A 17,908-nucleotide genomic window follows, 5' to 3' on the forward strand; every position below is an offset into this window, starting at 1 on the left:
ACTGACTAATGTTTGGTATCAGCTTCTCTGAACTGCTGCTCGTCGGCCTCGTCGCCCTGCTGGTGCTCGGCCCCGAGCGTCTGCCGGGCGCGGCGCGCACCGCCGGTCTGTGGGTCGGCCGCCTGAAGCGCAGCTTCAACGCGATCAAACAGGAAGTTGAACGTGAAATCGGTGCCGACGAGATCCGTCGGCAACTGCACAACGAACATATTCTGTCGCTGGAGCAAGAGGCGCGGAAGATTTTCAATCCGAGCCAACAGGAGCCGACGATTGATGCGCCGACAGGGCCTGCGCCTGTTGTCGCGCCGACACAATCCGCTCCCGCAGAAACGTCGGTTGAACACGTAGCCTCGAATACCGCGCCGATCACACCTGCGCCTCACGACACCACTTTGCCGCCGCGAGCCCCATGAGCGATCTTCCGGAAAACGACCAGCACATGCCGCTGGTATCGCACCTCACCGAGTTGCGCACCCGCCTGCTGCGTTGCGTGGCGGCGATCTTCATCATCTTTGCCGGGCTGTTCGCGTTCACCCAGCAGATCTACACCTTCGTCTCGACGCCGCTGCGCCAGTACCTGCCGGTCGGCGCGACGATGATCGCCACAGACGTGTCGTCGCCGTTCCTGACGCCGCTGAAACTGACGATGATGGTTTCGCTGTTTCTTGCGATTCCGGTGATCCTGCATCAGATCTGGGGCTTTATCGCTCCGGGCCTGTACAAGCATGAAAAACGCGTCGCGGTACCGCTGCTGATCTCCAGCATCCTGCTGTTCTACATCGGCATGGCGTTCGCCTATTACTTCGTCTTTCCATTGATCTTCAAATTCTTCGCCGCTGCCACCCCGGCCGGCGTGGAAATGATGACCGACATCGCCAGCTACCTCGATTTCGTCATGACGCTGTTCTTCGCTTTCGGCGTGGCGTTCGAGATTCCGGTGGCCGTGGTCCTGCTGGTGTGGATCGGCGTGGTCGACGTCAAATACCTGAAGAAGATCCGCCCGTACGTGATCATCGGCTGCTTCGTGGTCGGCATGATCCTGACCCCGCCGGACATCTTCTCGCAGACCCTGCTGGCTGTGCCGATGTGGATGCTGTTCGAGATCGGCATCCTCTTCGGCGCGCTGGTCAGCAAGCGCGAACGCCCGGACGAAACGCCGGCCGACGACCACAACGACCAGCCGCCAGCGACTCAGGCATGAACCTGCTGCTGCTCGAAGAGGCCGACTTCATTGCGGCCGACCGCGTGATCCTGCGCGACCGGCGCCTGACCCACATGCAGGAAGTGCATCGCTCCGAAGTCGGTGACAGCCTGCGCGTCGGGCGCATCAACGGACTGATGGGTTCGGCTGAGCTGCTGCGTCTGGAAGCGGGCGAAGCGGAGCTGCGCGTCAGCCTCGATCAGCCACCGCCGGCCAAGCTGCCGCTGACCCTGGTGCTGGCCCTGCCCCGGCCGAAAATGCTGCGCCGCGTGTTCCAGACCGTCGCGACCATGGGTGTGGCCAAGGTGATTCTGGTCAACAGCTATCGCGTGGAGAAAAGCTTTTGGCAGACGCCGTTTCTGGAGCCGGAAGCGATTCGTGAGCAGTTGATCCTCGGGCTTGAACAGGCACGCGATACGGTGTTGCCGGAGATCGTCATCGAGAAACGCTTCAAGCCTTTCGTTGAGGATCGGCTGCCGGCGATCAGCGCGGGCACCCTCGGCCTGGTCGGCCACCCCGGCCACTTCCCGCCCTGCCCGCGCGCCCTGAACGAACCGGTGACCCTGGCCATTGGCCCCGAGGGTGGCTGGATTCCCTACGAAATCGACCTGCTGGCCAAATCCGGCCTGCAACCGGTGCAATTGGGCGAGCGCATCCTGCGCGTCGAAACCGCCGTCACCGCCCTGCTCGCACGCCTGTTCTAGCGCGACACCGATCCTGTGTAGGAGCTGCCGAAGGCTGCGATCTTTTGATCTTGTTTTTAAAAGCAAGATCAAAGGATCGCAGCCTCGTTGCACTCGTCAGCTTCTACAAGCCCCTACAGTCGCAGACAAGTGGCGTTACAGATTGCCACCACCCAGCCGATACAACCCCTATAAGTCCAATTAAGTGGTCCGAAGGGAGTGGTCGCATGTACCGTTGGTTAGCCGAGAGTCTTGGAAACGTCAGCGTCAAACGCAAGCTGGGCATCGGTTTCGGCCTGGTGCTGTTGCTGACGCTGTTGATCACGTTCACCGGCTGGACCGGCATGAGCGGCATCATTAGCCGTGGCGACAAGCTCGGCTTCATTTCCAGCCTCAATGAGCTGACCAAAGACCTGCGCCTGGCGCGCATGGACTACGACATGCGTCGTGGTGAACAGGGTCCGGGCGCGGTCAATGAATTGCTCAGCAAACTCGAAAGCGGTTTGCAGTCGGCACGCGGCATGATCGAGCAGCCGTCCGATGTGGCGATGGTCGACCAGCAACTGGCTGCGGTTGCCGAATACAAACGCGCTTTCGGCGAAATGACCCAGGCCACCGTGCACCGTGAAGATGCGCGCAGCAAGCTTGGCGCCAACGCTGACAATGCTGTGGCCAAGGTCGGCGAAGTCGAAAGTGCGCTGCTGCAAGGCGACAGCGTCGCGCAGTACAACGCTGTCATCGAGCTGAGCAAACTGTTGCAGCAGGCGCGCTATCAGGTGCGCGGCTACACCTACAGCGGCAAGGCCGATGCCGAGCAACCGGCGCTGACCGCCATCGACAACGCCCTGAAAAACCTCGAAAGCCTGCCGACCCGCGTGCCAGAGCAGCACATCGCCAACCTGCAGCAAGCCACCGATTCGCTCAAGGCTTACCGCGCCGCCGTCGCTCAGTTCCGTGATTCGCAGGTCAAGAACGCCGCCGCACTGGCCAACATGTCGGCTCAGGGCGACATCCTGATCGCGGCGAGCAAAAAGCTCACCGAATCGCAAACCGTGGTGCGCGACACCGATGCCGCCCATGCCAAGAACATGCTGTTGATCGCCACTGCGCTGGCGCTGGCCTTCGGTCTGATTGCCGCTTGGGCGATCACTCGGCAAATCATCATTCCGCTGACCCAGACCCTGAAAGTCGCCGAGCGCGTGGCCGCTGGCGACCTGACCCACAACCTGGTGTCCCTGCGTCGCGATGAGCTCGGCCAATTGCAGCGCTCGATGCAAAGCATGACCCAAGGCCTGCGCGAGTTGATCGGTGGCATCAGCGACGGCGTCACGCAGATCGCCAGCGCCGCTGAAGAACTTTCGGCGGTGACCGAACAGACCAGCGCCGGGGTCAACAATCAGAAGGTCGAGACCGATCAGGTCGCCACCGCCATGAACGAGATGGCCGCCACAGTGCAGGAAGTCGCACGCAACGCTGAAGAAGCCTCAGAGGCCGCTGTCGCCGCTGACCAACAGGCCCGTGAAGGCGACAAGGTCGTCGGCGAAGCCATCGCGCAGATCGAGCGTCTGGCAATCGAGGTGGGTCACTCCACTGAAGCCATGGGCGAGCTCAAGCGTGAAAGCGACAAGATCGGCAGCGTCCTCGACGTGATCAAGTCAGTGGCCCAGCAAACCAACCTGCTGGCCCTCAACGCTGCCATCGAAGCGGCCCGTGCCGGTGAAGCCGGGCGTGGTTTCGCCGTGGTTGCCGACGAAGTGCGCAGCCTCGCCCAACGCACGCAGAAGTCCACGGAAGAGATCGAAGAGCTGATCGTCGGCCTGCAAAACGGCACTCAGCAAGTGGCGACGATCATGGACAATAGCCGCAGCCTGACCGACAGCAGTGTCGAACTGACCCGTCGTGCGGGTGGTTCGCTGGAGAGCATCACCCGCACCGTCTCGGCGATTCAGGCGATGAACCAGCAGATCGCCGCCGCTGCCGAGCAGCAGAGCGCCGTGGCCGAAGAGATCAACCGCAGCGTGCTGAACGTGCGCGATGTGTCGGATCAAACCTCGGCGGCGAGTGAAGAGACCGCTGCGTCCAGCGTTGAACTGGCGCGGTTGGGCACGCATCTGCAGATGCTGGTAGGCCGTTTCAAAGTCTGAGTTGATGCACAACCCCGGTTCGCCTGGAACCGAGGTGATGCCATTCGCGAGCAGGCTCGCTCCCACAGGGAAACGCATTCCAAGGTGGGAGCGAGCCTGCTCGCGAAGGCAGCGGCGCTGTTTGCGCGTCGTAGGTAACGGGCGCGCCAATTTGGCGACGGATGCTATGCACTGGTTTTAGGCTTTATCCGGATTTGTTCGCAAATCAGCGGACATAAAAAAACCCCGCTGAATCAGCGGGGTTCTCTTATCAGGCCGGCTGAGCCTGCAAACTCACCGGTCGCAGCGGCAGCAACGGCGCATGCGGATCGGCTTTCACCGAAGCGCGCCAAGCATCGAGCCACTCGGCAAGCCCTTCGGCCCAGACCTGCTCGTGCAAACGTGCCAGTGCAACAGGGTCGCTGAGCAGTTGCAGACGATCATGGTTGTTCAGCCCGGCCGGGCCGACCTTGATCGCGTGGCGCACACGTTCCTGACGCAGCCACTCGATCGGCTCGGCCTGGCCGTGACGCGAGGTCGCCAGCGAGCACGCCAAGGCGTTCTGCTGAGGATCGACCACGGCGCGGACGAAGCCGTCGTTGAGGGCGTGATAGCGGTTTTCGTGGGTGTACTGATCGGTTGCCAGCAAGGCCTGTGGCGGATTGTATTCCTCAGGGATGAGGAACAGGCTCTCGTCACGGGTCTTCAGACCAAGGCCGACACGGCTGGAGATCACCGAGACCGGGATCGACAGCATCAGCGAACCGACGATCGGCACCAGCCACCAGAGGAAGCTCGGGTTCAACCAGATCACCAGCAGCGCCCACAAGAAGCCCAGCAACGTCTGCGGACCGTGGCGCTTGACCGCTTCGCTCCATGGCGTCGAGTCGTCGTCACGCTGCGGCGAGTTCCAGGTCGCGGCCCAACCGAGGAACGCGGCGAGGACGAAGCGGGTGTGGAAAATCATCCGCACCGGCGCCAGCAGCATGGAGAACAGCATCTCCAGGAGCATCGACAGGGTCACCTTGAACTTGCCGCCGAACTCTTTCGCGCCCTTGGCCCAGATCAGGATGATGCTCAACAGCTTCGGCAGGAACAGCAGCACGATGGTCGTCGAGAACAGCGCGATGGCCTTGTCCGGGTGCCATTGCGGCCACAGCGGATAGAGCTGACGCGGTTCGAGGAAGTACTGCGGCTCCATCAGCGTGTTCACCGCCAGCAGCGCGGTCGACAACACCAGGAAGAAGAACCACAACGGCGCCGACAGGTAGGACATCACGCCGGTGAGGAACACCGCGCGGTGCACCGGGTGCATGCCCTTGACCAGGAACAGGCGGAAGTTCATCAGGTTGCCGTGGCACCAGCGACGGTCACGCTTGAGCTCGTCGAGCAGGTTCGGCGGCAACTCTTCGTAACTGCCCGGCAGGTCGTAGGCAATCCACACGCCCCAGCCGGCACGGCGCATCAGCGCAGCTTCGACGAAGTCGTGGGACAGGATTGCACCGGAGAACGCGCCTTTACCCGGCAACGGCGCGAGAGCGCAGTGGTCGATGAACGGCTTCATGCGGATGATCGCGTTGTGACCCCAGTAGTGGGATTCACCCAACTGCCAGAAGTGCAGACCGGCGGTAAACAGCGGGCCGTACACACGGGTGGCGAACTGCTGCATCCGCGCATACAGAGTGTCCATGCCCGACGCACGTGGCGCGGTCTGGATGATCCCGGCGTCCGGCGTGGCTTCCATCAGGCGCACCAGACTGGTCAGGCACTCGCCGCTCATCACCGAGTCGGCGTCGAGCACGACCATGTACTTGTAGTCACCACCCCAACGACGGCAGAAGTCGTCGAGGTTGCCGCTCTTGCGCTTCACGCGACGGCGGCGACGGCGATAGAAGATCTTGCCGAAGCCCTTGGCTTCGCGGCAGACATCCAGCCAGGCCTGTTGCTCGGCGACGCAGATATCGGTGTCGTTACTGTCGCTGAGGACGAAAAAGTCGAAGCGATCCAGATCACCGGTGGCCGCTACCGATTCGAACGTCGCACGCAGACCGGCGAATACACGCGGCACGTCTTCGTTGCAGATAGGCATCACCAGCGCAGTACGCGCATCTTTCGGAATCGGCTCGTTACCCGCGCTTTTCCCGGAGATACGGTATTTATCGTGGCCAGTAAGCAGCTCGAGGAAGCCCATCAGTGCGGTCCAGAAACCGGCCGATACCCAGCAGAACAGAATCCCGAACAGAATCAGGATGCTGGTTTGCAGCGCATACGGCAGCACTTGCGTGGCGGTTTGCAGCAGCGGCTGATGCAGGACTTCTTCCAGATCGACGAACGACCAGCCCTGGTACGGCATGATGCCTTTCATGTACCAGCCGGCAACGATGGTCTGGCCGAGCATCAGCAGCAACAGAATGTAGCGACGGATCGAGCCGACCGTGCGCCAGCGCGCGGCCGGCAGGACGTTGGCGTCCTTCGGCGGCTGCGGCGGGTTGGTGCGCCCGGTCAGACGGCGCCAGCCACGCACCAGAATATTGGTGCGCCATGGCTCCGGCACGACCTTGGTGCGGCGGATTGGCGGGGTCGCCTTGAGGCTGACCCGACCGCTGGCATCGAGCACCAGCATCTCCGCTTCAGCCAGTTCTTCGGCAGTGCTCAGGGTCAGACGCTTGCCCACCGAAGCCTGGGCGGCTTCGGCAGGGGCGTCGAATGTCGAGGACGACAGGCGTTCATGCAGCTCGCTGAACGACTGGCAACCCGCGAGTTCCGCGCGTTGCTCGTCGGTCATCGGCAGATGCGCCAGATACTCGGACAGAGTCTCTGGCTGTACTGGTGAATTACTCATCGGCAGGCAACTGATAGCTCCAGGTCTCGGTCAGGACTTCTTCAGTCGGCGCCGATTCCGGTGTGGCTGGGGCCGCGTCGGCAGCGACTGGCTGCTTGGCGTCTTTGTTGGCCTTGTCCTTGGCGTCGGCTGCAGGCTTGGCTTCAGCCTGTTTGGCTTCGGCGGCCTTGGCTTCCTTGTCGAGTTTTTCCTGTTGCTTGGCGGCAACCTTGTCAGCCTTGGCGACCGACGAATTGGAGGCCGGGACCGATTTGCCCAGATCCGCGGTGACCACTGGCTGAACCAGGGCGGCACGCATTTCGGTCGCTTTGCTCGGGTCCTTGATCTTCATCCGCAGGGTCAGGCGCCAGCCCTTGGTTTCCGGGTTGTAGCGCACGCTGTTCTCGACCAGTTCGGCGTTGTCACCGACGCTGACCTGACTGCGCACGTCGGCATCCGGCGTCAGTGCCGCCAGCGATGGACCTTCGAAGTCGACCAGATAGGCAACGCTGCCGTCGGGCTGACGGATCAGGTTCGATTGCTTGACGTCACCGGTCGAACGCAGGGTCTGTGCCACCCAGGCGCTATCCGGTGCATGGAGTGCTGCTTCGTCCATGGTCCAGTGCATGCGGTAGGCGAAGTCCAGCGGCTGGCCTGGCTCCGGCATTTTTTCCGGGCTCCAGAACGCAACAATGTTGTCGTTGGTTTCGTCAGCGGTCGGAATCTCTACCAGATCGACAGTGCCCTTGCCCCACTCGCCCTTCGGCTCGATCCAGGCACTTGGGCGCTTGTCGTAGCGGTCGTCGAGGTCTTCGTAGTGGCTGAAATCACGGCCACGCTGCAGCAGACCGAAACCACGCGGGTTCTCGACGCTGAAGTTGCTCACAGCCAGATGTTTCGGGTTGTTCAGTGGGCGCCAGATCCACTCGCCGTTGCCGGCATGAATCGACAGACCGCTGGAGTCGTGCAGTTCACGACGGTAGTTGAGGACTTTCGACGGCTGGTTGGCGCCGAACAGGAACATGCTGGTCAGCGGCGCGATGCCAAGTTTGCCGACCTTGTCACGCAGGAACATCTGCGCCTTGACGTCGACGATGGTGTCGCTGCCCGGACGCAGGATCAAACGGTAGGCACCAGTGGCACGCGGCGAGTCGAGCAGAGCAAAGATCACCAGGTGCTTGTCGCCCGGCTTGGGCTGCTGAATCCAGAACTCGCGGAAACGCGGGAACTCTTCACCCGACGGCAGCGCGGTATCGATCGCCAGACCACGGGCCGACAGACCATAGGTGTGGCCCTTGCCGACGACGCGGAAGTAGCTCGCGCCGAGCATGGTCATGATCTCGTCTTGCTTGTCGGCCTTGTTGATCGGGTACAGCACACGGAAACCGGCATAACCCAGTTGCTCGGTGGCTTTCGGATCGAATTTCAGATCGCCGAAATCGAAGCGGCTCGGATCGTATTTGATCTCCGAGACGGTATTGGTGGTGATTTCGTTGATTTTCACCGGTGTATCGAAGTGCATACCCTGGTGATAGAAGGAGAGCTTGAACGGCGTCTTCTGATCGGCCCACTCAGCCTTTTCGGTGAGGAAGCGGATCTTCTGGTAATCCGCGAACTTCATTTCGCGGAATTCGTTCGGCAGGTTGCTGCGCGGGGCTTCGAACTTCTGCCCGGCCAGCTCTTTGGCCTTGGCCGATACGTCGTCAAGATTGAACGCCCAAAGCTGACCGGCGCTGAGCAGGCACAGGAGCGCCGAACCCGCTACCAGAGCACTTCGCATGCGTTTGGCAGACATTTTTGCTGCATTACAGGGACTAACAATCACGAGCAACCCTCGCCGAAAACAGATCAATAAACCAACGGCCAGCTATCTTTATGCCAGGTTGGCGAGCATTGTTCCGACTCCGCCGGGGCAAAATGATTCCCCAATCGGATCCAGACAAGTCTCTACCTAAGTCAAAACGGATCAACGAATGTCGATCCCCGCAGCGCGCGATTATCTAGTAGCCCGGATGACAACGCATCAGGGGTAACAAAGTATTTATCGCGAAAACAGCCTAAAAACAGTCGAAATTTCCGAAAAAGGTGTTTCAGGCACTGTCAGGTCTGTAACAAAAAGGTAACCGGGCCATCGTTGACCAGGTGCACCTGCATATCGGCGCCGAATCTACCTGATGCCACAGTGCCATGCACCTGTTTCGCCTGGCTCAATAAATAGTCGAACAATTCCTCACCCAGTGCCGGCGGTGCGGCCGTGGAAAAGCTCGGGCGCAGGCCGCTTTTGGTGTCGGCGGCAAGAGTGAACTGAGAGACCAGCAGCAACCCGCCACCCACATCCGCCAGGGACAGATTCATCTTGCCCTCGGCGTCACTGAATACTCGATAGTTAAGCAGCTTATGCAGAAGTTTGTCGGCGCTGGTACGCGTATCGTCGGGTTCTACCGCGACCAGCACGAGCAAACCCTGATCGATTGCGCCGACAATCTCCCCAGTGACTTCAACCCGCGCGCCGCGTACGCGCTGTAACAGCGCCTTCATGCTTCTTCGAGTGGCAAGTCGAGCAGGCGCTGGGCCATTTTGCTCGCCGCGCGCACCAGCGCATCGGTGATGCCTGGCTCGGACGCGGCGTGGCCGGCGTCGCGGATCACCTGCAATTCGCTGTTCGGCCAGGCCTGGTGCAATTCCCAGGCATTGTCGAGCGGGCAGATCACGTCGTAGCGACCGTGAATGATCACGCCGGGCAGATGAGCGATCTTGCCCATGTCGCGGATCAGCTGGTTCGGCTCAAGGAAGGCGTTGTTGGTGAAGTAGTGGCATTCGATCCGCGCAATCGACAGCGCGCGCTGCGGCTCGGAGAAACGATCGACCACCAGCGGGTTCGGGCGCAGGGTCGCGGTGCGCCCTTCCCAGGTCGACCACGCCTTCGCTGCATGCATCTGGGCGATCTGATCGTTGCCGGTCAGGCGTTTGTGGAAAGCACTGAGCAGGTCGTCGCGCTCGTCCAGCGGGATCGGCGCGATGTAGTCCTGCCAGTAATCCGGGAATAGACGGCTGGCGCCGGCCTGATAGAACCATTCGATTTCCTGCGGACGGCAGAGGAAAATCCCGCGCAGAATCAAACCGTGCACGCGCTCCGGGTGGGTTTGCGCGTAGGCCAGGGCCAGGGTCGAGCCCCACGAGCCGCCAAACAACACCCACTTTTCAATGCCCAGGTGTTTGCGGATGCGCTCAAGGTCTTCGACCAGATCCCAGGTGGTGTTGTTTTCCAGGCTGGCGTGCGGGGTGGAGCGACCGCAGCCGCGCTGGTCGAAGGTGACGATGCGATACAGATTCGGATCGAAATAGCGTCGGCTCTGGGCGTCGCAGCCGGCGCCGGGGCCACCGTGGATGAATACGACCGGCAATCCTTCCGGCGAGCCGCTTTCATCGACGTACAGCGTATGGGTGTCATCGACAGCCAGATCGTGCCGGGCGTGAGGTTTGATCTGCGGAAACAAAGTCTGCATTGCGCGCTCCGTAAGGGGTCGAGGTCATCCCTGGGGGGACTCGTATTATTCTGCCGTTGGGCATCATAAACCCGATTTGCGTCAATGAGCATGCTCCGGGGCCTGATCGTTCCCACGCTCTGCGTGGGAACGCCTCTTGGGACGCTCCGCGTCCAGTGACGCGGAGCGTCACGGGCTGCATTCCCACGCAGAGCGTGGGAACGATCAAACGGACGCCTTCGCGAGCAGGCTCGCTCCCACAGGGGTTAGGCGCTGTAGTGAGATTTTGCCCAGGCCAGATAGCCGTGCAGCAATTCCCTGAGCACCACCCGCGTCGGTTCGGCCAGATCGGCGCGGTAGCGGAACGGTTCGAACTCTTCCATGTAGGTGGACTGGCACAGTTCCAGCTGCACGGCGTGGATGTTCTGCGCCGGATCGCCGTACTGGCGGGTGATGTGCCCGCCCTTGAACCGACCGTTGAGCACATGGGTGAACTGCGCGTGCTGCGCACAGATCGCTTCCAGTTGACTCGCCAGTTGCGGATCACAACTGGCGCCATTGAACGTGCCGAGGTTGAAGTCTGGCAGTTTGCCGTCGAACAGGTGCGGGATGATCGAGCGGATCGAGTGCGCATCGAACAACAGCGCGTAGCCGAATTCGGCTTTCAGTCGCGCCAGTTCCTCCTGCAAGGTGCGGTGGTACGGCGTCCAGATCTGCTCCAGGTATGTTGCGCGCTCCTCTTTCGACGGTTCCAGACCTTCCTGAAACAACGGAATGCCGTCGAACAACGTCGCCGGATACAACCCGGTGGTCGCCCCGGCATACAACGGCTTGTCGTCGGACGGCCGGTTGAGGTCGATGACGAAACGCGAATACTCGGCAGCCAGGGTGCTGGCGCCCAGTTCCTCGGCAAAATCGTAGAGCTGCGGGATATGCCAGTCGGTGTCCGGCAAACTCTTCGCGGCGGGGATCAACCCGGCTTCGACCGCCGGGGTCAGACGCACGCCGGCGTGGGGCATGCTGATCAGCAGCGGCACGCGGCCTTGTTTGAAACTCAGAACCTTGTCCACAACCGCCCTCCTAGAAATTCGATTCGACGCCGTGACGCACGACGCGCTTGTCCAGATCGCCCCCGAGCCAATAGGCCAGATCCGCCGGACGCTCGATGTCCCACGCCACGAAATCAGCGACCTTGCCGACCTCCAGCGAGCCGTGGGTATCGGCCATGCCCAACGCCTGCGCGGCATGAAGGGTCGCCCCGGCCAGGGCTTCTTCCGGAGTCATGCGAAAACAGGTGCAGGCCATGTTCAGCATCAGGCGCAACGACAGCGCTGGCGAGGTGCCGGGGTTGAGGTCGCTGGCGATGGCGATCTTCACCTTGTGCTTGCGCAGCGCTTCCATCGGCGGCAACTGGGTTTCGCGCAGGAAATAGAACGCGCCGGGTAGCAGCACGGCGACGGTGTCGGCAGCGGCCATGGCGATCGCGTCGTCCTCGTCCATGAACTCCAGGTGATCGGCGGACAAGGCTTTGTAGCGTGCGGCGAGGCTGGAGCCGTGCAGCGAGGACAATTGCTCGGCGTGCAGCTTCACCGGCAGTCCGAGTTGTTGCGCGGCGACGAAGACCCGCTCGACCTGCTCCGGCGAGAATGCCAGGTATTCGCAGAACGCATCCACGGCGTCGACCAGACCTTCGGCGGCAAGGGCCGGAAGCATCTGCTCGCAGACCAGATCGATGTAATCGTCGGCGCGATCCTTGTACTCCGGCGGCAACGCGTGCGCCGCCAGGCAAGTGCTGCGCACGCTGATCGGCAGCTCTTCGGCCAGGCGCCGGATGACCCGCAACAGCTTGCGCTCGTTGGCCAGATCGAGACCGTAGCCCGACTTCATTTCCACCGTGGTCACGCCGTCGCGCATCAGGCTTTTCAGGCGTTTGGCGGCGCTGGCGTACAACTCGTCTTCGCTCGCTTCACGGGTGGCGCGCACGGTGCTGGCGATGCCCCCGCCCTGCGCGGCGATCTCGGCGTAGCTGACGCCTTGCAGACGCTGCTCGAACTCACCGCTGCGGTTGCCGCCGAACACGGTGTGGGTGTGGCAGTCGATCAGACCGGGGGTGACCCACGCACCCTGCAAATCATTGACCGCCGGGTATTCGCCGGACGGCAATTGAGTGCGCGGGCCGACCCACTCGATCAGCGTGCCGGACGTCACGATCGCGGCATCCTCGATGATCGAATAGGCGCCGTTGGCCATGGTTGCGACGTGGCAGTGTTGCCAGAGGGTTTTCACTGTTGGCCTCCGTTTGGGTTTGTATGGTGAGCAGCCTCAAAAGCCCCTCACCCTAGCCCTCTCCCAAAGGGAGAGGGGACTGACCGTGTTGTTCTGTCGAGATATGCCGACCTGAAATTTCTCAGCCGAACTCACGTTGCGAAAACAATGAAGATCGGCTCCCTTCCCCCTCTCCCCCTTGGGGGAGAGGGCTGGGGTGAGGGGGATCGATTTAACTAACAATACAAATCTCCCCGTAAAGCGCTTACAAACTAGGCAACAACTGCCCAGCAACAAGCTCGGTCAGACACCGCGACGCCAGCAATTCAGTCGCCGCATTGATGTCCGGCGCAAAGAAGCGGTCCTTCTCATAGAACGGCACTTCCTTGCGCAAGATCGCCCGCGCCTGTTCCAGCTTCGGCGAAGTCTTCAGGCCGTTACGCAGATCCAGGCCCTGCACCGCCGCCAGCCATTCCACGGCGAGAATGCCGCGAGTGTTCTCGGCCATTTCCCACAGACGCTTGCCCGCCGCCGGGGCCATCGATACGTGATCTTCCTGGTTGGCCGAGGTCGGCAGGCTGTCCACCGAATGTGGATGGGACAACGCCTTGTTTTCGCTGGCCAACGCCGCAGCGGTGACCTGAGCGATCATGAAACCGGAGTTCACCCCGCCATTGGCCACCAGGAACGGCGGCAGTTGCGACATGTGCTTGTCCATCATCAGCGAGATGCGGCGTTCGCTCAGCGAGCCGATTTCAGCGATGGCCAGGGCCATGTTGTCAGCGGCCATGGCCACCGGTTCGGCGTGGAAGTTGCCGCCGGAAATCACGTCGCCTTCAGCGGCGAATACCAAGGGGTTGTCGGAAACCGCGTTGGCTTCGACCGCCAGCACTTCAGCGGCCTGGCGGAACTGGGTCAGGCAGGCACCCATGACTTGCGGCTGGCAGCGCAGCGAGTACGGGTCCTGGACCTTGTCGCAGTTCTGATGCGAGGCGGAGACTTCGCTGCGCTCGCCGAGCAGATCGCGATAAGCCGCAGCGGCATCGATCTGCCCTCTCTGCCCACGTGCGGCATGAATGCGCGCGTCGAACGGCGAGCGCGAACCAAGCACGGCTTCTACGGTGAGACTGCCCAGCGCCACTGCACCGGCAAACAGATCTTCGCCTTCGAACAAACCGCGCAGGGCAAACGCCGTGGAAACCTGAGTACCGTTGAGCAGCGCCAGACCTTCTTTAGCCGCTAAAGTCAGCGGCGCCAGGCCTGCGACTTTCAGTGCTTCGGTGGCTGCAAGCCATTCGCCCTTGTAGCGGGCCTTGCCCTCGCCCAGCAACACCAGCGACATGTGCGCCAACGGCGCCAGATCCCCCGACGCACCGACCGAACCTTTCAGCGGAATGTGCGGATAGACCTCGGCATTGATCAGCGCGATCAGCGCATCGATGACCTGCCGACGGATGCCGGAAAAACCACGGCTGAGACTGTTGACCTTGAGCACCATGATCAGTCGCACAAGGTCATCACTGATCGGCTGGCCGACCCCGGCCGCGTGCGAGAGCACCAGCGAACGCTGGAGGTTTTCCAGGTCTTCACTGGCGATGCGCGTCGAGGCCAGCAGGCCGAAACCGGTGTTGATGCCGTAGGCGGTGCGGTTCTCGGCGAGGATCTGTTCGACGCAGGCGACGCTGGCCTCGATCTGCGCGCTGGCGCTGTTGTCGAGGGTCAACGTGACCGGATGCTGGTAGACGTCACGCAGTTGGGCCAGGCTCAGTTGGCCGGGGATCAGGTTCAGCGCAGTCATTAAAATGCTCCTGTTAGGCATTGTTATTAACTACCAGTCGCTCCGGAGCATTCCGTTATCCGTCGTTTCTCGTCTTGTGAACGATCCACGCCTTGGCACGCTGGTATGGGTAGTTGTCAGTACAAATTCGGGAGAACGTTGTGCGGTAGATTCGGGTTTTTCAACACGGTCGCAGCGGCAGCGATATCCGGCGCCAGCCAGCGATCCTGATCGTAGGCGGGGACCGTTTCGCGCAGCAGTTTCCACGCGCGGTCAGTGCCCACGCCAAAGCGCTGTTCCTTGAGGAATTCAAACGCCTGCGCCGCCAGCAGGTATTCAATCGCGAGGATCTGCGTGCAGTTTTCCAGCGCGCGATGCAGCTTCAGCGCGGCGTTGGTGCCCATGCTCAGGTGATCTTCCTGCAGGCCCGAGGTGATGTAGTTGTCGAGTACCGCCGGTTGCGCCAATTGACGGTTTTCCGCACACAGCGAGGCGGCGACGTATTGCACGATCATCATCCCCGAGTTGACCCCGGGATTGGCCACCAGAAACGCCGGCAGACCGCTGACGTGCGGATTGACCAAACGGTCCAGACGGCGCTCGGCGATCGAGCCGATTTCAGCCATGGCAATCGCCAGCAGATCCGCAGCCATCGCCACGGATTGACCGTGCGGGTTGGCCTGCGACATCACCCGGAAATTGTCCGGTGTGCCGAGCAGTAACGGGTTGTCGGTGCAGCCGTTGAGTTCGGCTTCCACCTGTTTGATTGCGTGCTCCAGTTGATCACGCGCGGCGCCATGCACTTGCGGGATCGAGCGGATGCTCAGCGCGTCCTGAGTGCGAATGCCTTTGCTTGCGGCGATCACTTGGCTGCCATCGAGTAATGCACGCAGATTTTCGCCGACCTGCTGCATGCCCGGATGCGGCTTGAGCGCAATGATCTCGGCATCGAACGCATCGATCTGGCCGCGCTGGGCTTCGAAACTCATCGCACCAATGACATCGGCCCATTGCAACAGCCGCGTAGCATCAGCTATCGCCAGGCAACTGAGGCCGGTCATGCAAGGCGTGCCGTTGACCAGACACAAGCCATCCTTCGCGCCGAGCTGCACAGGTTGCAGGCCCTCTTCGGCCAGCGCCTGTTGCGCCGAAATGATCTGCCCGCGATAACTGACATTGCCAACGCCGAGCAGCGCGATGCCGATGTGCGCCATGTGCGTCAGGTAACCCACCGAACCCTGCGACGGCACCTGCGGGGTGATGCCGCGATTGAGCAGCGCCAGCAGCCCCTCGACCACACGCCGATGCAGGCCGGACTTGCCGTGGCTGTAGTTGTGGATCGCGGCGCAGATGATTGCGCGGGTATGCTCGTCGCTGAGCACCGGGCCGACACCGCAGGCATGGCTGAGCAAGGTGTTGCGCGAGAGTTGGCTGAGCTGTTCGTCCTGCAGCGAGACGTTGGACAGACCGCCCAGACCGGTGTTGACGCCATAGGCGCGCTCGCCGCTGGCGACGATGCGCTGGACGATGGCCTGAGCGTTATCGATGCGCGCCCAGGTTTCGCTGGACAGTTCCAGTGGCGCACCGTGCCGGGCAACGGCGACCACGTCCTGCCAACGCAGAGGGCTGCCTGTGATAGCGATTTTTTCAGCCTGGGACATCTAAAACCTCATACCAATTCTGTTGATGCCGGTAACCCAGTGGTGAGGGGATTTATCCCCGTTCGGCTGCGAAGCAGTCGCAAAACCTGTCACAGCGGTCTGCCTGACAGATTTGGTGGCATGGTTTGGGGTGGCTTCGCCACCCAACGGGGATAAATCCCCTCGCCACGACGGCCACTCAGCGTCACACCACCGCCGCGCGCCGCTGCACGAACCGGTCGACATACTCATCTGCCGGCGAGTGCAGGATCTCTCTTGGCGTGCCGACCTGAATCAGCCGGCCATCCTTGAGAATCGCGATGCGATTGCCGATGCGCACGGCTTCGTCGAGGTCGTGGGTGATGAAGACGATGGTTTTGTGCAAGGTCTTTTGCAGTTCCAGCAACTGGTCCTGCATCTCGGCGCGGATCAACGGATCCAGCGCACTGAACGCTTCGTCCATGAGGATGATGTCGGTGTCCGCCGCCAATGCACGGGCGAGGCCGACGCGCTGACGCATGCCGCCGGAGAGCTGGTGCGGGTATTTGTTTTCGTAGCCTTTGAGGCCGACGGTGTTGATCCAGTGCAACGCGCGTTCGGCGCAGACCTGCTTGCTTTCGCCACGTACTTTCAGGCCGTAGGCGACGTTATCGAGCACGGTCTTGTGCGGCAGCAGGCCGAAGCTCTGGAACACCATGCTGATCTTGTGCCGGCGAAATTCACGCAGGGCGTCCATGTCGTACTGCAGGATGTCCTCGCCATCGACCAGAATCGCCCCGCTGGTAGGATCGATCAGGCGATTGAAGTGGCGCACCAGGGTGGATTTGCCCGAGCCGGACAGGCCCATGATCACAAAGATTTCACCGGTGCCGATGCTCAGCGACAAGTCGTTCACGCCGACCACGCAACCGGTTTCGTTGAGCACCTGATCCTTGCTCTTGCCCTGGCCGACCATGGCCAGCGCATCCTTGGCGCGGTTGCCGAAAATCTTGAAGACGTTGCGCACTTCGATCTTGCTCACGCTTGCGTTGCTCATTTGCTCACCTCGTGGCGTGGCCGACCGTACGCTTGAGTAATGCGGTCGATGACCACAGCGAGAATCACGATCGCCAGCCCGGCTTCGAGGCCACGGCCGACGTTAAGGGTCTGAATCCCCACCAGCACGTCTTCACCGAGGCCACGGGCGCCGATCATCGAGGCGATCACCACCATCGACAGGGCCATCATCGTGGTCTGGTTGATCCCGGCCATGATGCTTGGCAGCGCCAGCGGCAGTTGCACGCCGAACAGTTGCTGCCAGCGGTTGGCGCCGAAGGCGTTGATCGCTTCCATCACTTCACCGTCAACCTGGCGAATGCCCAGATCAGTCAAGCGAATAAGCGGCGGCGCGGCGTAGATCACCGTGGCGAAAATCGCCGGCACCTTGCCCAGGCCGAACAGCATCAGCACCGGAATCAGGTAAACGAAACTCGGCATGGTCTGCATGATGTCGAGCAGCGGCATCAGCACCGAACGCAGGCGATTGCTGCGTGCAGAGAGAATCCCCAGCGGGATGCCGATCAGCACCGAAATGATCGTCGCGACCATCATCAGCGCCAGGGTCTGCATGAGTTTGTCCCAGAGGCCGACCGCGCCCACCAGAAACAACAGACCGACAATCACGGCGGTGGTCACGACTTTGCGCGTGGCGTGCCAGGCGATGACACCGACGATTGCCAGCATCAACCACCACGGCGCCGCACGCAGCAAACCTTCGAGACTGACGATGGCCCACAACAGCGTGTCGGAGATATGCCGGAACACGTCGCCGTAGTTGGTCACCAGCGAATCGACCCAACCGTTGACCCAGTCGGCGATGGAAAAGGTAAAGCTTTCGGGAAACATAAGGGACTCTCAATCAAGGGGTTGCGATC

14 protein-coding genes and 1 pseudogene are annotated in these 17,908 nt (G+C 61.6%); 5 read left to right on the forward strand and 10 right to left on the reverse strand.

Features of this window, described 5'->3' with window-relative positions; translation table 11 throughout:
* Positions 1-8: 8 nt before the first annotated feature.
* From tatB to ACV8MC_RS04795, 5 genes and pseudogenes are all read left to right on the forward strand, one after another.
* Positions 9-413 (forward strand): Sec-independent protein translocase protein TatB, encoded by a 405-nt coding sequence (gene tatB, locus ACV8MC_RS04775; protein WP_457264616.1) that lies wholly within the window; start codon positions 9-11, stop codon positions 411-413.
* On the forward strand, positions 410-1,201 hold the full coding sequence (tatC, locus tag ACV8MC_RS04780; RefSeq protein ID WP_016772075.1) for a twin-arginine translocase subunit TatC: 792 nt from the start codon (positions 410-412) through the stop codon (positions 1,199-1,201). Before tatB ends, tatC begins: the two co-directional genes overlap by 4 nt.
* The gene (locus tag ACV8MC_RS04785) at positions 1,198-1,905 is read left to right on the forward strand and encodes a 16S rRNA (uracil(1498)-N(3))-methyltransferase (RefSeq protein WP_041477553.1); all 708 of its coding nucleotides are present in this window, start codon (positions 1,198-1,200) and stop codon (positions 1,903-1,905) included. The genes tatC and ACV8MC_RS04785 overlap by 4 nt, the downstream gene beginning before the upstream one ends.
* 323 nt (positions 1,906-2,228) lie before the next feature.
* Positions 2,229-3,125 (forward strand): annotated as a pseudogene (locus ACV8MC_RS04790) (methyl-accepting chemotaxis protein); the annotation flags it as partial.
* 198 nt (positions 3,126-3,323) lie between these two features.
* The gene (locus ACV8MC_RS04795) at positions 3,324-4,028 is read left to right on the forward strand and encodes a methyl-accepting chemotaxis protein (protein ID WP_457265529.1); all 705 of its coding nucleotides are present in this window, start codon (positions 3,324-3,326) and stop codon (positions 4,026-4,028) included.
* 250 nt (positions 4,029-4,278) lie between these two features.
* Here the strand turns inward: ACV8MC_RS04795 and mdoH are convergent, their stop codons facing one another.
* From mdoH to ACV8MC_RS04845, 10 genes are all read right to left on the reverse strand, one after another.
* Positions 4,279-6,849, reverse strand: a complete 2,571-nt coding sequence (mdoH, locus tag ACV8MC_RS04800) for a glucans biosynthesis glucosyltransferase MdoH (RefSeq protein ID WP_056787293.1) — start codon at positions 6,847-6,849, stop codon at positions 4,279-4,281.
* On the reverse strand, positions 6,842-8,623 hold the full coding sequence (locus ACV8MC_RS04805; RefSeq protein WP_162098724.1) for a glucan biosynthesis protein G: 1,782 nt from the start codon (positions 8,621-8,623) through the stop codon (positions 6,842-6,844). Before ACV8MC_RS04805 ends, mdoH begins: the two co-directional genes overlap by 8 nt.
* Before the next feature lie 305 nt (positions 8,624-8,928).
* Positions 8,929-9,366, reverse strand: a complete 438-nt coding sequence (gene dtd / locus ACV8MC_RS04810; protein WP_236168190.1) for a D-aminoacyl-tRNA deacylase — start codon at positions 9,364-9,366, stop codon at positions 8,929-8,931.
* Positions 9,363-10,334 carry a prolyl aminopeptidase gene (pip, locus tag ACV8MC_RS04815; protein WP_056787286.1) on the reverse strand — a complete coding sequence of 324 codons (972 nt, stop codon included), beginning with the start codon at positions 10,332-10,334 and terminating at the stop codon, positions 9,363-9,365. Before pip ends, dtd begins: the two co-directional genes overlap by 4 nt.
* Positions 10,335-10,579: 245 nt before the next feature.
* Complete coding sequence (gene hutG / locus ACV8MC_RS04820) at positions 10,580-11,383, reverse strand: N-formylglutamate deformylase (RefSeq protein WP_457264617.1); 804 nt, start codon at positions 11,381-11,383, stop codon at positions 10,580-10,582.
* Positions 11,384-11,393: 10 nt separating this feature from the next.
* Positions 11,394-12,599 carry an imidazolonepropionase gene (gene hutI / locus ACV8MC_RS04825; RefSeq protein ID WP_252879280.1) on the reverse strand — a complete coding sequence of 402 codons (1,206 nt, stop codon included), beginning with the start codon at positions 12,597-12,599 and terminating at the stop codon, positions 11,394-11,396.
* 244 nt (positions 12,600-12,843) lie between these two features.
* Positions 12,844-14,376, reverse strand: a complete 1,533-nt coding sequence (hutH, locus tag ACV8MC_RS04830; RefSeq protein ID WP_457264620.1) for a histidine ammonia-lyase — start codon at positions 14,374-14,376, stop codon at positions 12,844-12,846.
* Positions 14,377-14,492: 116 nt separating this feature from the next.
* Entirely contained in the window at positions 14,493-16,016 is a 1,524-nt protein-coding gene (gene hutH / locus ACV8MC_RS04835; RefSeq protein ID WP_457264622.1) for a histidine ammonia-lyase, read from the reverse strand.
* A 184-nt stretch (positions 16,017-16,200) separates the two neighbouring features.
* The gene (locus ACV8MC_RS04840; RefSeq protein ID WP_016772086.1) at positions 16,201-17,031 is read right to left on the reverse strand and encodes a quaternary amine ABC transporter ATP-binding protein; all 831 of its coding nucleotides are present in this window, start codon (positions 17,029-17,031) and stop codon (positions 16,201-16,203) included.
* Positions 17,028-17,879, reverse strand: a complete 852-nt coding sequence (locus ACV8MC_RS04845; protein WP_016772087.1) for an ABC transporter permease — start codon at positions 17,877-17,879, stop codon at positions 17,028-17,030. Before ACV8MC_RS04845 ends, ACV8MC_RS04840 begins: the two co-directional genes overlap by 4 nt.
* Positions 17,880-17,908 lie beyond the last annotated feature (29 nt).

The sequence above is a fragment of the Pseudomonas sp. PK-RTE-24 genome (assembly GCF_054052265.1).

Coding starts and splice junctions, on each gene's coding strand:
- pip (WP_056787286.1), bottom strand. CDS start 10,334: ATGCAGACTTTGTTTCCGCAGATCAAACCTCACGCCCGGCACGATCTG.
- tatC (WP_016772075.1), top strand. CDS start 410: ATGAGCGATCTTCCGGAAAACGACCAGCACATGCCGCTGGTATCGCAC.
- ACV8MC_RS04840 (WP_016772086.1), bottom strand. CDS start 17,031: ATGAGCAACGCAAGCGTGAGCAAGATCGAAGTGCGCAACGTCTTCAAG.
- tatB (WP_457264616.1), top strand. CDS start 9: ATGTTTGGTATCAGCTTCTCTGAACTGCTGCTCGTCGGCCTCGTCGCC.
- ACV8MC_RS04785 (WP_041477553.1), top strand. CDS start 1,198: ATGAACCTGCTGCTGCTCGAAGAGGCCGACTTCATTGCGGCCGACCGC.
- hutH (WP_457264620.1), bottom strand. CDS start 14,376: ATGACTGCGCTGAACCTGATCCCCGGCCAACTGAGCCTGGCCCAACTG.
- ACV8MC_RS04845 (WP_016772087.1), bottom strand. CDS start 17,879: ATGTTTCCCGAAAGCTTTACCTTTTCCATCGCCGACTGGGTCAACGGT.
- ACV8MC_RS04795 (WP_457265529.1), top strand. CDS start 3,324: ATGGCCGCCACAGTGCAGGAAGTCGCACGCAACGCTGAAGAAGCCTCA.
- dtd (WP_236168190.1), bottom strand. CDS start 9,366: ATGAAGGCGCTGTTACAGCGCGTACGCGGCGCGCGGGTTGAAGTCACT.
- mdoH (WP_056787293.1), bottom strand. CDS start 6,849: ATGAGTAATTCACCAGTACAGCCAGAGACTCTGTCCGAGTATCTGGCG.
- ACV8MC_RS04805 (WP_162098724.1), bottom strand. CDS start 8,623: ATGTCTGCCAAACGCATGCGAAGTGCTCTGGTAGCGGGTTCGGCGCTC.
- hutH (WP_457264622.1), bottom strand. CDS start 16,016: ATGTCCCAGGCTGAAAAAATCGCTATCACAGGCAGCCCTCTGCGTTGG.